The sequence below is a fragment of the Kitasatospora sp. NPDC059088 genome, from assembly GCF_042738155.1.
Lineage (GTDB): Bacteria > Actinomycetota > Actinomycetes > Streptomycetales > Streptomycetaceae > Kitasatospora.
Genome location: NZ_JBHYGR010000027.1, coordinates 32098 through 44626, shown reverse-complemented (window position 1 = coordinate 44626; position 12529 = coordinate 32098). Strand labels below are relative to the sequence as shown.

The 12529-nt window shown below is 74.5% G+C and carries 13 protein-coding genes; 7 read left to right on the top strand and 6 right to left on the bottom strand.

What is annotated here, in order from left to right; translation table 11 throughout:
* Positions 1–120: 120 nt before the first annotated feature.
* From ACFWXO_RS14960 to ACFWXO_RS14945, 4 genes are all read right to left on the bottom strand, one after another.
* Entirely contained in the window at positions 121–1182 is a 1062-nt protein-coding gene (locus ACFWXO_RS14960; protein WP_380524300.1) for an SDR family oxidoreductase, read from the bottom strand.
* A gap of 204 nt (positions 1183–1386) precedes the next feature.
* Entirely contained in the window at positions 1387–1977 is a 591-nt protein-coding gene (locus ACFWXO_RS14955) for a TetR/AcrR family transcriptional regulator (RefSeq protein WP_375895707.1), read from the bottom strand.
* A gap of 118 nt (positions 1978–2095) precedes the next feature.
* Positions 2096–2815, bottom strand: a complete 720-nt coding sequence (locus ACFWXO_RS14950) for a histidine phosphatase family protein (RefSeq protein ID WP_380524296.1) — start codon at positions 2813–2815, stop codon at positions 2096–2098.
* A 102-nt stretch (positions 2816–2917) separates the two neighbouring features.
* Positions 2918–3883, bottom strand: coding sequence for an aldo/keto reductase (locus ACFWXO_RS14945; RefSeq protein WP_380524294.1), 966 nt, complete (start codon positions 3881–3883; stop codon positions 2918–2920).
* Between the two features lie 103 nt (positions 3884–3986).
* Between ACFWXO_RS14945 and ACFWXO_RS14940 the strand changes: the two genes are divergently transcribed.
* From ACFWXO_RS14940 to ACFWXO_RS14920, 5 genes are all read left to right on the top strand, one after another.
* Entirely contained in the window at positions 3987–4979 is a 993-nt protein-coding gene (locus ACFWXO_RS14940; protein WP_380524292.1) for a DUF5937 family protein, read from the top strand.
* Between the two features lie 59 nt (positions 4980–5038).
* Positions 5039–5470 (top strand): hypothetical protein, encoded by a 432-nt coding sequence (locus tag ACFWXO_RS14935; protein ID WP_380524290.1) that lies wholly within the window; start codon positions 5039–5041, stop codon positions 5468–5470.
* A gap of 71 nt (positions 5471–5541) precedes the next feature.
* Complete coding sequence (locus ACFWXO_RS14930) at positions 5542–5916, top strand: hypothetical protein (protein ID WP_375895717.1); 375 nt, start codon at positions 5542–5544, stop codon at positions 5914–5916.
* Entirely contained in the window at positions 5913–6881 is a 969-nt protein-coding gene (locus ACFWXO_RS14925) for a D-2-hydroxyacid dehydrogenase family protein (protein WP_380524288.1), read from the top strand. Before ACFWXO_RS14930 ends, ACFWXO_RS14925 begins: the two co-directional genes overlap by 4 nt.
* A gap of 41 nt (positions 6882–6922) precedes the next feature.
* Entirely contained in the window at positions 6923–7999 is a 1077-nt protein-coding gene (locus ACFWXO_RS14920) for a hypothetical protein (RefSeq protein WP_380524286.1), read from the top strand.
* 25 nt (positions 8000–8024) lie between these two features.
* On the opposite strand, the gene ACFWXO_RS14915 is transcribed toward ACFWXO_RS14920, so the two are convergent.
* Positions 8025–9614, bottom strand: coding sequence for a M4 family metallopeptidase (locus ACFWXO_RS14915; RefSeq protein WP_375895723.1), 1590 nt, complete (start codon positions 9612–9614; stop codon positions 8025–8027).
* Positions 9615–9782: 168 nt separating this feature from the next.
* Between ACFWXO_RS14915 and ACFWXO_RS14910 the strand changes: the two genes are divergently transcribed.
* Together ACFWXO_RS14910 and ACFWXO_RS14905 are read left to right on the top strand one after the other, a co-directional pair.
* Positions 9783–10184, top strand: a complete 402-nt coding sequence (locus ACFWXO_RS14910) for a GNAT family N-acetyltransferase (protein WP_380524283.1) — start codon at positions 9783–9785, stop codon at positions 10182–10184.
* Between the two features lie 19 nt (positions 10185–10203).
* Positions 10204–11532 (top strand): hypothetical protein, encoded by a 1329-nt coding sequence (locus ACFWXO_RS14905; RefSeq protein ID WP_380524281.1) that lies wholly within the window; start codon positions 10204–10206, stop codon positions 11530–11532.
* Positions 11533–11567: 35 nt separating this feature from the next.
* Here the strand turns inward: ACFWXO_RS14905 and ACFWXO_RS14900 are convergent.
* A partial coding sequence (locus tag ACFWXO_RS14900; protein ID WP_380524279.1) for a hypothetical protein occupies positions 11568–12529 on the bottom strand: 962 nt, incomplete at its 5' end.

The window sequence follows — 12529 nt, the reverse complement described above, 5'->3', positions numbered from 1 at the left end:
CGTCCTCGAAGACGATCCGGGCCCCGAGGGCCGCCGCACAGCTCGTACCTCACGCCCCAACGGCTACCGGAACCGACCGACGGCCGTCCGGCGAACAGCCCCGACATCACTCGATCAAGTTCAGTATCGGGTGCCGAAGGCGTCGTGGACGAGGCGGTCGGCCCAGTGGTGGAGGGCGGGGGTGAGGGGCGGGTGGGTGAGCCTGGCGGCGGTGGCGAGCTGGTCGGCGGAGGTGGTGTCGTAGCGTTCCTCGGAGAGGAAGGTGAGGGTCTCCGGGTCGGCGCCGGTGAGGGCGCGGGGGAGGCGGCGGACCAGGGGGACGGGGATCAGGCCGCGGGGTGGGCGGACGCCGAGGTGGGTGGCGAGGAGGGCGACCAGGTCGGGGAGGGCGGGGGTGGCCGGGTCGAGGACGGTGTGGGCGGCGACGGGGGCGCGGTCGTGGGCCGGAACGGCGGCCAGGAAGCGGGCCAGGTGGTCGACGGTGACGACGGGGACGAAGGTGCGGCGGGTGCCCGGCAGCAGGGGGAGGCGGCCGCGGTGCAGCTGGTGCACCAGTTGGGCGAGGCCGAGGTACTGGCCGGCCTCGCCGGTGGTCGAGTGGCCGATGACGCTGCTGGGGTTGACGGTGGTGAGCGGGACGCCGAGCCGGGGTGCGGTGACGCGGACGGCGGCGTCGGCGAGTTGCTTGGAGGCCTCGTAGGCGCCGAGGCGGGCGTAGAGGGTGTCGGTGGCGCTGGGGGAGAGCGGGTGGCGGGGGTGGGGGTCGCGGCCGACCCGGTAGCCGGAGAGGTGGACCAGGCGGCGCAGTTGGGGCCGGGTCGCGGACCAGTGCAGTGCGTGGAGGGCGCCGTGGAGGTTGGCGGGTTCGGCCTGGGCGCGGGTGAGGCCGAACTGGTAGCGGGCGGCGAGGTTGTGGACGTCGCGGACCTCGCCGAGGCGGGCGTCGTCCTCGGGGGAGAGGCCGAGGCCGGGGCGGGTGAGGTCGGCGGTGACGGTGGTCAGCGGGGTCGGGTCGGTGTCGTGCTCGCGCAGCCAGGCGCGGAGGGCGGTGCCGCTCGCGGTGGTGCGGACGGCGGCGGCCACGGGCTCGCCGCGGCCGAGGAGTTCGAGGAGCAGCCAGCGGCCGAGGAAGCCGCCGGCGCCCAGGACGAGGGTCTGCGGGGGCGGGGGAGTGGGTGGCATGAGCGGTCTCTGCTTTCTGTGGACCGATCGGCATATTTCGGTAGACCGATCTGCATAATTTCTGGGCATGGTGGAGCGGGGGTGAGTGGCGGGCGAGTGGGTGATGCGGACGAATCTCGGGTAGCTAGACCGGTCTGCATATTTTTTGGCGAGCGGTCAGTGCTGCATCGAGCCGGCCGCAGGGCGCCCGTGCAGCGGCAACGGCTACGAGCGGCCGGACGCCTTCGCGCCGAGGAGGTGGAGGACGGCGTGCCGGGCGTCGTCCAGGGGCTCGCGGCTGCGTCGGACCGAGGCCAGCAGCACCGCGCCCTCCATCAGGGCCAGGGCCTGGCCGGCGGCCACCGCGGCCTCGGCCGGGCGGAAGCCGCCGGCGGTCAGCTGCTCGGCCAGGATGCGCTGCCAGCCCTCGTACACCTCGGCGCACACGGCGCGCAGTGCCTCGTTGGTCCCGGCGACCTCCAGGGCGACGGTGGCGATGGGGCAGCCCTTGGTGTAGTCGGAGCGGGCCAGGCGGTCCGCGAACACCTCGGTGAGGTGTCGGCTGAGCGCGGCGGCGTCGGCTCCGTCGGCGGCGAGTCCGGTCAGCAGGTCGGCGACCTCCTGGCCGGACTGCAGCAGTGCGGCCGCGACCAGTTGGTCCTTGCCGCCGGGGAAGTGGAAGTAGAGGGAGCCGCGCGGTGCGCCGGTGACGGCCAGGACCTGGTTGAGGCCCGTGCCGGAGTACCCGTGCTGCTCGATCAGTTCCCGGGTGCCGGCGATCAGCCGGGCCCGGGTCTCCTCGCCCTTTGCTCCCATGGACGGAGACTGTAGACCGGTCTGCATAATCCTGTCGACCACATTTCTGTCGACCACATTCCTGCCGACCGCAGGCCCGGCGACGCGCTGCCCCGGGCGGAGGCTCCGCGGTGGCTGCTCAGGCCCGCAGCTCCGGCGGGAAGCCCGTCCAGCGCAACTCCTCGGGCAGGTGGGACTGGTCGTTCAGGAGGAGGACGGCGGAGGGGCGGCCGGGGGCGAAGCGGAGCACGGTGAGCGCCGCGTTGGCCGCGTTGAGGCCGAGCCAGCGCCAGGCGGGGGCGTCCAGGGTGTGGCGGACCAGCCAGCCGATCAGGAAGGCATGGGTGACGACCAGTTCGTGCCGGTCCTCGGGGCCGTCGACCGGTCCGGTGAAGCGGTCGACGGCCCGGCGGGCCAGTTCCGGTCCGCGGGAGAGCTCCTCGGGGGAGGCCTGGGTCAGGAAGCGCAGCAGGAACTCGGCACTGTCGGCGGGCAGTTCGTCGGCCGACGGCAGGTACGGGACGTAGTCGCCGGCCTCCTCGCAGGCGGACACCGGTACTCCGCCGAGCTGGTCCCCGATCAGCCGGGCGGTCTGCGCGGCCCGGGGGAGCGGCCCGTGGTGGACGGCCGTGAGGGGGCGCTGCGCCAGGCGGCGGCCGAGCAGTACGGCCTGCCGGCGGCCGGTGGGGCTGAGCCCGTCGCGGTCCGCCCCACTGTTCGCCTCACCATCCACCTCACCGGCCGACCCACCACCCGACCCGCCACCCGACCCGCCACCCGACTCGCTGCCGGCCGGGCTGTGGTGGGCCGCCTCGCCGTGGCGGGCGAGGTACAGGTAGCGGGTGGCGCGGTCGGTCACGGGCAGGCTCCTGGGGTTCGTTCGGTGGGACGGGGTCCGGTCCCGGAGTGTGACGCCCGTGCGGCGGGTGGTGGTTCCGGGGCCCAGGTCCCAGGTCCCAGGTCAGCCGGAGTGGGCCCGGTTCAGCAGGGCGAGTTCCTCGGCCGTCAGCCGCAGGGCGCCGGCCGCGATGTTGTCCTCCAGGTGCGCCACGTCGCCGGTGCCCGGGATGGCGAGGACGTGCGGGCCCCGGTGGAGCGTCCAGGCGAGCCGGACCTGGGCGGTGCTGACGCCGCGCGCCTCGGCCACCGTCCGGACCTCGCCGGGTTCCGCCCCGGCGGCGGCGCCGCCCTCCCTCCCGGCGCCGGCGATGGCGTAGAACGGGACGAAGGCGATGCCCTGCTCGCCGCAGAGTCGCAGGACCTCGTCCTGGGCGGGCGAGGCGCCGATCCCGTACGGGTTCTGCACGCAGGTGACGGGGGCGATGGCCCGGGCCTCGGTGAGCTGGTGCGGGTGGACGTTGGAGAGGCCGAGCTGCCGGATCAGTCCGGCCTGCCGCAACTCGGCGAGTGCGCCGTAGCGTTCGGCGATCGAGTCGGTGCCCAGGATGCGCAGGTTGACCAGGTCGAGGTGGTCGCGGCCGAGGTGGCGCAGGTTCTCCTCGACCTGGGCGCGCAGCGCCTCGGGGGTGCGGGCGTGGTCGATCCACCGGCCGTCGGTGCCACGGGCCGGGCCGACCTTGGTGGCGATCACCAGGTCGTCGGAGTACGGGGCGAGGGCGCGGTTGATCAGCTCGTTGGCGGAGCGCAGCGGGGAGAAGTAGAAGGCGGCGGTGTCGATGTGGTTGACGCCCAGTTCGACCGCGCGACGCAGTACCCGCAGGGCCTGGTCGCGGTCGCGCGGTACGGCGTCCGGTACGAGCGCCGGCCCGGTCTGCGGCAGGCGCATGGTGCCGAAGCCGATCCGGTGGACGGTGCGGTCGCCGAGCTGCCAGGTGCCGGACGAGGCGGCGGACACGGAAGCGCTGGTCGGGGAAGCGCCGGTCGGGGAAGCGCTGGTCGAGGTGGTGTCGGAAGTCATGCTGGTCATGATCGCGATTGAACTAACCTGATCGCCACTGATTCGGACATGTGTGAATCCACGGGGGAAGGCGTTGGCGGAGCTGCTGTTCACGGCAGGTGACCTGGCCCGGATGCGGTTCGCAGTCGCACCGATGTGGGAGGTCGGGCCGAGCCTGCGTCTGCTGCGCTCGGGAGCGCCGCACGCCGTCCACGGCCCCTGGGTGGAGCAGGTCCGGCCCCGACTGGCGGCGCTCGGCCCGGCGTACGGGCTGCTCGCCGAACTCGTGCCGCCCGCCGGGTACGTGCCGGACTTCCTCAATCCGGCCCCGACCGGGCCCGCGCCGACCCTGGCCGGGGAACTCGCCGCGATCCGGGCCACCCCCGCCGGGCAGGTCCGGCGCGACCTGGACCGACTGGCGGCGGACCAGGCGGACCAGGCGCACCGGGCGCACCGGGCGGACCGGGCGGACCGGGGCACGCTCGGGCCGAGGCTGCGGGCCCTGTACGCCGACCCGGAGGCCGGGCTGGCCCGGCTCGCCGAGGCGGTCGAGGCCTACTGGGAGCTGGCCCTCGCGCCGTACTGGGCGCGGATCCGCGCCGTCCTCGACGCCGACGTGCTGTACCGGGCCCGGCAGGCCGCCGAGCACGGCGCCGAGCGGGTACTCAACGACCTGCACGCCGAACTGCGGTGGACCGACGGCGCCCTGCGGCTGAGCCGGCGCTCCCGCCCGATGCCCCGCCGCACCGCCGGGCCGGGCCTGCTGCTGATCCCCTCCGCGTTCACCGGCCCCGGCCTGTTCACCCTCCTCGCCCCGCCGGCTCCTCCCCAACTCGCCTACCCGGCCCGGGGGATCGGCCGTCTCTGGACCGCGGGGCCACCGGCCCCCGGCACGGCGGCCCTCGCCGCGGTGCTCGGCCGCTCCCGCGGCCTGCTGCTCGCCGAACTCGCCGCCCCCGCCTCGACCACCGAACTCGCCCACCGCACCGGCCTGTCGCCCTCGGCCGTCTCCCAGTACCTGACGGCGCTGCGGGACGCCCGCCTGGTGAGCGCCCACCGCGCCGGGCGCTGGGTGCTGTACGCCCGGACGGCCACCGCCGAGGCGCTGCTCGACCCGGACGGCTGACGGGCGCCTCGGCTACGGTGGGAGCAGGGTGGTAACCGCAGCGTTCGGACGGGGGAGACATGACGGCAGTCGGCGTTCCGGGCCCCGAGCCGGACTGGGGTCCGGCACCCTCCTACCAGGGCGGCAACCCCAACCCGGCCTTCCAGCAGAGCATGTGGGAGTACGCCGCCGGTACATTTCGCCTGGTGGCGGGCCTGCAGCCCCCGCTGGACGTGCTCGCGGCGCGCCTGCGGCTGACCGTCGAGCGGGGCTGGGAGGACCTCGGCCCGGTGGACGTCGCCATGTTCCGCATCGGGAGGACGTCCTTCGCCCTGAGCAGGCTCGGCGGACAGGTTCCCCCGTGCACGTTCGTCTGGTTGAGCCGCTCGGTGGACGACCCGGAAGCGGCCCTGGACTCCCTGCTCGACGCTCTCGGCATCGGCCGTGAGGCCCTGGCGTTCCGCGGCAGCGTGGAGACCGGCTTCGAAGACCTCAACGGGTGGAGCGATTAGCGGCGTCGGAGCCATCGGCCCTGCTGCGCGGCGGAGTTGGCGGCCGGGCCGGACCGACTAGGCTGCCCGACATGGAGCAGGAACAGCCCGTGGACGAGGCGCCGGTCCCGCTGACCGCCTTCGACGGACGCATCGCCCTCGACCCGGTCACCCGGATCGCCACCGTGGACGGCCGGGAGGTGCAGCTCACCCGCCAGGACACCCGGGCGCTACGCACCCTGATCGAGCTCGGCGAGGGGATGCACGACCTGCGGGACATCCGACTGCACGGCTGGGACGGCCTGTCCGACCACCGGGAGCTGCGCCACCCGATGGCCGTCCTGCGGGCCAAGCTCGGCGAGCCATCGTGGGTCGTCCGGGAGCGGGACCGGGACCGGGAACGGGAGCGGGACCGCTACGGACTGCGGCCCCCCGGCCCGCCGCCGTCTGGGAAGCTGCGGGCATGACGTTTCCGCTCCTTCGCTGCGCCGTCCTGGACGACTTCCAGAGCGTCGCCACCAGCTCCGCCGACTGGACCCCGGTCGCCGACCGGGTCGAGGTGACCGCCTTCCGTGAGCACCACACCTCGGAGGAGGAACTGGTCGCCGCGCTCGCCGGGTTCGACATCGTGGTCACCCTGCGCGAGCGGGTGCCGTTCCCCGCCACGCTGTTCGCCCGGCTGCCCCGTCTCAAGCTGCTGGTCGCCTCCGGCATGCGCAACTCGGTGATCGACCTCCGGGCCGCCGAGGCGCACGGCGTGACCGTCTGCGGTACGGCCAGCTCCGGCACTCCGCCGGTCGAGCTGACCTGGGCGCTGCTGCTGGGCCTGGCCCGCGGTCTCGTCCAGGAGAACACCGCGCTGCGCGAGGGCGGGCCCTGGCAGAGCACCGTCGGGGCCGATCTGCACGGCCGGACGCTCGGAGTGCTCGGTCTCGGCCGGATCGGCTCCGCCGTCGCCCGGGTCGGGCTGGCCTTCGGCATGGAGGTGCTGGCCTGGAGCCGGAGCCTGACCGACGAGCAGGCGGCCGCGGCGGGTGTGCGCCGGGCCGCCTCGAAGGAGCAACTGCTCGGGGAGAGCGACTTCGTGTCGGTCCACCTCGCGTCGAACGCGGGCACCCGGGGGCTGATCGGCGCCGCCGAGCTCGCCCTGATGAAGCCGGAGGCCTATCTGGTGAACACCTCCCGGGCGGCGATCGTCGACCAGGACGCGCTGCTCGCGGCCCTCACCGGCGGCCGGATCGCGGGGGCCGCGGTGGACGTCTTCGACGTCGAGCCGCTGCCCGCCGACCACCCGATGCGCCGCGCGCCCCGGCTGCTGGCCACCCCGCACCTGGGGTACGTCTCGCAGGAGAACTACCGGCGGTACTTCACCGAGGCGGTGGAGGACATCGCGGCGTTCCTGGCGGGTGAGCCGATCCGCCGTCTGGGCTGACGCCCGCGCCCCGGCCCGGCCACCGGTCGCATACTGACGGCATGACGAGCGGAGACGGTGGCCGGGGTACGGGCCGACGCGGGGTGCTGCGGGCGGGTGCGGCGGCGGTGCTGCTGGGCGCGGCGGGGTGTACGAGCGGTACGAAGTCCGCCGTGGCCCCGGCGAGTTCGACACAGCCCCCGACACAGGCCCCGACAGCGGCCCCGTCCCCGACCCCGTCCCCGACAGCGCCCCCCGCAGCGACCCCGCTGCCCAACCCACCACTGTGGCAGCCCGGCCCCGGCGAGATCCAGCCCGACGTCAAGCGCCGCGCCGTCGAGCTGGTCGCCGCGCTCGGCGCCTGGCCGCCCGGCGGGCAGGGGTCCGGGGCGGCCCGGGCCCGGGTGGCGGCGCTGGGCCTGCCGCCGGGCCTGGCGGACGGGGCCGGGCGGCTCGCCCCGGCGGCGCCGGAGGCCGCCGTGGAGGTGGTCGACGCCCAGTACGGCGGCATCCTCGCCGACTCGGCGAGCGTGCTGGTGGTCTGCCGCCAGTGGACCAGGCAGCCGGACGGCTCGGTGGCGGCGGGCGGCATCACGGTGGACGTCCGGCTGAGCCGGGCCGAGCCCCGCTGGACGGTCACCGCCGTGCACCCCGGCGACCCGGGCCCGGTCGCCGGGTCACCCGCCGCCTCACCCGCCGCCTCACCTGCCGCGCCCGCCGCACCCACCCCCGCGGTGGCGAAGGTGCTGGCCGAGCCGAGGATCGAGCTGCCGCCCGAGGCCGCCGCCGATCTGCTCAGCGGCACCGTCCACGACAGCGTCCTGACGGCGATGCTGCGGCTGGCCGGCCCGTACGCGCTGTCGGTGAGCGTGGTGCGCTCCGGTCACCCCCTGGACGTCTTCGGGACGACCCGGCCCAGCGACCATCCGCTGGGCCGGGCCTTCGACGTCTGGCGGATCGACGGCCGGGCCGTGGTGGACCCGGCCACGCCCCGGCAGCTGATCGAGTCCTTCATGCGGGACGCGGCGGCGGCCGGTTCGTACAACGTGGGCGGGCCGGTGGCGATCGCGGGCGTCGGCAACCAGTTCTTCACCGATGACACCCACCACGACCACGTCCACGTCGGGTTCACCGGCTGATCCGACAACGTCGGGCGGACGGACCCTAGTTGACGTTGACGCCGCTCCAGGCCGCGGCGACCGCGTTGTACTCGGTGCTGCCGGCGCCGTAGAGGTCGCGGGCGGCGTTGAGCGAGGCGGCGCGGGCGCCCTTGTAGTTGGTGGTGGAGGTCATGTAGACGGTCAGCGCGCGGTACCAGATCTTGGCGACCTTCTGGTTGCCGATGCCGGTGACCGTGGACTTGTTGCAGGTGGGGCTGTTGTAGGTGACCCCGTTGATGGTCTTGGTGCCGCTGCCCTCGCTGGCGAGGTAGAACCAGTGGTTGCCGACGCCGGAGGAGTTGTGGACGTCCAGCTTGCCGACCGAACTGCTCCAGCAGTCGGCCGACTTGCCGTCCAGCGAGGGCTTGTCGAAGCGGCGCAGCCACGGCGGGGTGGACTGGTCGCTGAACAGGTAGTCGCCGGTGTCGATCTTGTTGTTGGCGTACCACTCGACCATGGTGCCGAAGATGTCGCTGGTCGACTCGTTGAGGCCGCCGGACTCGCCGCTGTAGCGCAGGTTGGCGGTGGCGCTGGTGACGCCGTGGGTCATCTCGTGGCCCATGGTGTCGAGGTCGACCTGCTCGGGGTCGGTGGTGCCGTCGCCGTCGCCGGTCATCATGCAGAAGCAGCTGTCGGACCACTGGGCGTTGTCCCAGTTGGTGCCGACGTGGACGAAGACGGTGGCGCCCTTGCCGTCGTTCTTGATGCCGTTCCGGCCGTGCACGTTCTTGTAGTAGTCGTACGTCCAGGCGGTGTTGGCGTGGGCGTCGACGGCGGCGGTGGCGCGGTTGGTGGAGAACTTCTTGCCGTCGCCCCAGACGTTGGTGGTGCTGGTGAACGGGGTGCCGGAGCTCGCCTTGATCGAGCTGGCGGACAGGTTGCCGGCGTCCTTGGTGACGTGGCCGCGGACCGGGTCGGTCAGGGTGTAGCCGCCGTTGGCCGGGGTGGTGTCGACGGTGACCTGGCCGGTGTACTCGGAGTTGCCGGTGCCGGCGGCCTGGTGCTCGGCGTCGTAGGACTCGATCTGCTCGCCGGTGGTGGCGTCGGTGACGACGACCTTGCCGGCCGGCTGGCCGTGCTCGCCGGTGCCCTCGACGACGGTGCGCCAGGCCAGTCGCGGGGTGCCGTCGGCGGCCCAGACGACCAGTTCGGGGCTGCTGGTGGCGTCCCGGACGCCGGGTGCGGCGGAGATCGCGTTCGCGGCGCCGGCCTGGGCGGGGACCTTGGGGACGGTGGTCTTCACGGCGGCGTCGTGGGCGGCCGCCCGGGAGGTGTCCTTGAGCCTGCCGCGGGCGTCCTGGTGGACGACCAGGTCGCCGCCGACCACCGGGAGGCCCTGGTAGGTGCGGTCGAAGCGGATGTGCGAGGCGCCGTCGGCGTCGAGGACGACGTCCTTGAGGACGAGGTCCTGGCCCGCGCCGTAGCCGAACACCCCGGCGTTGTGGGTGACGTTGGCGCGGGCCTGGGCGATCGCGGCCTCGCGGGTGGCGGGGGCGGCGGAGGCCGTGGTGGGGACGGCCACGGCGGCGAGGGCGGCGACGACGGCTATCGCTCCGGCCGTGCGGGCGCGGCGGGACGAGGAGTTGGGGCTCACTCTGACTCCGGTGGGGGTGGGGTGCAGGGAAAGGGGCTGCAAAGAGCTGCGACCGAGATTGACGGCGATCAGTCAGGTCGGGCTAGAGGAAAGGTCATAACTTTGCCAAGTTGTGTCCTGGTCCAATCAAAAATGATCGGAACTTAACAAGCCGTCTACGCTGCCGTCGTGACGATCGACTACCAGTGGCGCGGAGCGCTCACCGACCCCGAACTCGACCGCCTGCACGCGGACGGCTTCGGCCACCCCCTCGAACCCGGCCAGTGGCTGGCCCGCCTGGCGCGGCACAGCCTCGGCTGGGTCACCGCCCGGCGGACCGCCGACGGCGCCCTGGTCGGCTTCGTCAACCTCGCCTGGGACGGCGGCACCCACGCCTTCCTGCTGGACACCGTGGTCGCACCGGCCGCCCGGCGGCACGGCGTCGCCACCCGGCTGGTCGGCGAGGCCGCCGACGGCGCCCGCAGCGCCGGCTGCGCCTGGCTGCACGTCGACTTCGAGCCCCACCTGCGCGCCCTCTACCTCGACGCGTGCGGTCTGCGCCCCACCGAGGCGGGGCTGTTGGCGCTCTGACGCCCTATGCTTCCGCTCCATGGACGGATGGGTGGGGGCCTGGACCGGCGGGCGGGCGGCGGTGCACCTGGGCAATGTCGCGGACTTCAACGCGCAGTTCTTCGCCCCGGGCATGGACGCCGCGCAGCGGGCGCGACGGCTGCGGCAGGCGCACCACTACGCCTGCCTGGCCGTCGGCTACAGCCCGGAACCGGCCGTGCTGGTGCTGCCCGCCGAGGTCGACCGGGTCTGGACCGACTGGCTGGGCCGGGAGTTGGGCTGGGGCCCGGTCGAGGTGCACACCGGGGTGGCGGGCGACCGGACGCTCGCCGAGGCGCTCGCCGCCCGCCCCGCGCTGGCCGCCCGGATCGCCGACTCCGGCCACCCGGTGGTCAGTTGGGGCCGTACGGCGGCGCAGGGCGAGGGGCCCGAGCTCGACACCGTCCGCCGCTACGAGTCCAAGGCCGCCGCGCACGGGCTGTTCGCCGCCCTCGCCCCCGAGCACCCCGGGGTCGTCGTCCCCGCCCAGGAGCGCGTGGGGAGCCGTCGCCGCGCCGCGCACAGACTCACCGTCCGGGCCGTCCGGGGCCTGACCACCGTCCTCAAGAGCCCGTACGGCGTGGGCGGTTACGGCACCGTCGTGGTCGAGCCCGCCGAGCTGTTCGCCGCGGGCGGCGGAGGCGCCCTGCTGCGCCGCCTGGTGCGCTCCGAAGTCCTGCCGCCGGACGGCGAGTTGCTGCTGGAGGAGTACGTGGACCCGGGCCCTTCCGCCCGGCTGCGGGACCTCACCTACGACGCCGTGATCGGCCCGGACGGCACCGTGCACCCGGTCGGGGCCGGCGTCATGGAGGTGGCCGGCACCCGCTACCAGGGCGTCACCGTCGGCCCCGGCACCGTGCCGCGGGCCGCCGCCGACACGGCGCGCGGGTTCGCCCTGGCGGTGGGGGAGCGGCTGGCCGCCGAGGGCCACCGCGGTTGGTACGACGTCGACTTCGTCACCGACCGGCAGCGCCGCCTCGCCCCCACCGAGATCAACCTGCGGCTCACCGGCCCCGCCGTCGCCTTCGTCCTGCGCGAACGGCTGGACCGGGTGCGCGGCCCCGGCCACCTCGTCCGTACCCTGGACGCGCTGCCGCTCGGCGCCCGGCTCGCCCCCGAGGCGCTGCACGAACACCTCGACCGGTTGCGCCCGCGCTGCGCCCGGCTCGGCGTCACCCTGCTGCCGCTGATCCCGACGGCGGCCCACGACCCGGAGCCCGCCGTCGGCCTCGCCCTGGCCGGGCCCGACGCCGAGGCGCTGGACGCCGCGCAGGCGCTGGTCGAGGCGGCCAACGGCGCGCTGGCCGGGATGTTCGAGGCGTTGCGCTGAACGCCGGCCCGCAGGCAGGAGCTTGAGGACGGACCCTAGTGCCTCCTCCCCGCCTTCTGCTTCTGCACGGTCTTCGGCCGGCTGAGCAGGAAGACCACGACCACCATGGCGGCCAGCATCAGCGGGACGTTGAAGACGTAGACCATCACCACCTCGCGGGTCCAGTCGTCGGCCGCGGTGAGCCGGTAGAGGTTGTCCTGGGGCCACCAGGAGGCGAGCAGCCAGAAGATCGACAGGTAGGTGACCACGGACAGCCTGAACGACCGGCCCTGTCGCAGGACCGAGGGGAAGCCGAAGAACAGGAAGGCCATCCCGGCGCCGAAGGAGAGGTTCTCGAAGAAGTAGAGCAGCTCGAACCAGGTGTGGTAGCCGCCGTCGGGCACCGCCGAGAGGTCCGTCGCGCCCTTGAAGAAGACATTGGTGAGGCCCCACGCGAAGAACGCGACGACGATCGCGATCGCGACCGCGCAGCCGATCGGATCGGAGTCCGAACCGCCGCGCCCGCCGCCGCCCTTGCCGCTCCGCCCGGCCCCGCCCTTGCCGCCGCGCCCGCCTCCGGCCTTGGCCGAGCGCGGGGCGGTGTGCCCCGGCGGGGCGGGCAGCGGCAGCTTGGAGCGGTCGAGCTTCCCGGCGCGGGTGCGCGGCAGCTCGGGGACGACGACCACGGCGGTGGGGTTCGAGAAGCCCCTGAGCTGGGTCAGCAGGTACTGGGTGAGCGACCAGCCGTCCGTCCCGTCCCGGTCCGGCGCTCCTTGTACGGGCACCGCGTAGCCGACCAACTGCCGCTGCCCGGGCCGCGTTTCCATCTCGACCACGACCGCCTCCCGCACCTTCGGGTGGGTGCGCAGCGCGCCCTCCGCACGGGCCGCCACCTTGACCCGGGCGAGCCCCCGGGTGCGGGCGGCCGCCCCCGGCGGGGCCACCCCCGGGGGGGGCCGGCCCGCGCACACCCCGACCGCCGCCCCCCCCCGCCCCCCCACGGGGCCGGGGGCGCGCA

What these genes read in the sequence shown, in the direction of transcription:
- ACFWXO_RS14930 (WP_375895717.1), top strand. Translation starts at nt 5,542, where the DNA reads ATGGAGCAGGAACAGCCCGTGGACGAGGCGCCGGTCCCGCTGACCGCC.
- ACFWXO_RS14945 (WP_380524294.1), bottom strand. Translation starts at nt 3,883, where the DNA reads ATGACCAGCATGACTTCCGACACCACCTCGACCAGCGCTTCCCCGACC.
- ACFWXO_RS14955 (WP_375895707.1), bottom strand. Translation starts at nt 1,977, where the DNA reads ATGGGAGCAAAGGGCGAGGAGACCCGGGCCCGGCTGATCGCCGGCACC.
- ACFWXO_RS14905 (WP_380524281.1), top strand. Translation starts at nt 10,204, where the DNA reads ATGGACGGATGGGTGGGGGCCTGGACCGGCGGGCGGGCGGCGGTGCAC.
- ACFWXO_RS14960 (WP_380524300.1), bottom strand. Translation starts at nt 1,182, where the DNA reads ATGCCACCCACTCCCCCGCCCCCGCAGACCCTCGTCCTGGGCGCCGGC.
- ACFWXO_RS14920 (WP_380524286.1), top strand. Translation starts at nt 6,923, where the DNA reads ATGACGAGCGGAGACGGTGGCCGGGGTACGGGCCGACGCGGGGTGCTG.
- ACFWXO_RS14925 (WP_380524288.1), top strand. Translation starts at nt 5,913, where the DNA reads ATGACGTTTCCGCTCCTTCGCTGCGCCGTCCTGGACGACTTCCAGAGC.
- ACFWXO_RS14940 (WP_380524292.1), top strand. Translation starts at nt 3,987, where the DNA reads ATGCGGTTCGCAGTCGCACCGATGTGGGAGGTCGGGCCGAGCCTGCGT.
- ACFWXO_RS14935 (WP_380524290.1), top strand. Translation starts at nt 5,039, where the DNA reads ATGACGGCAGTCGGCGTTCCGGGCCCCGAGCCGGACTGGGGTCCGGCA.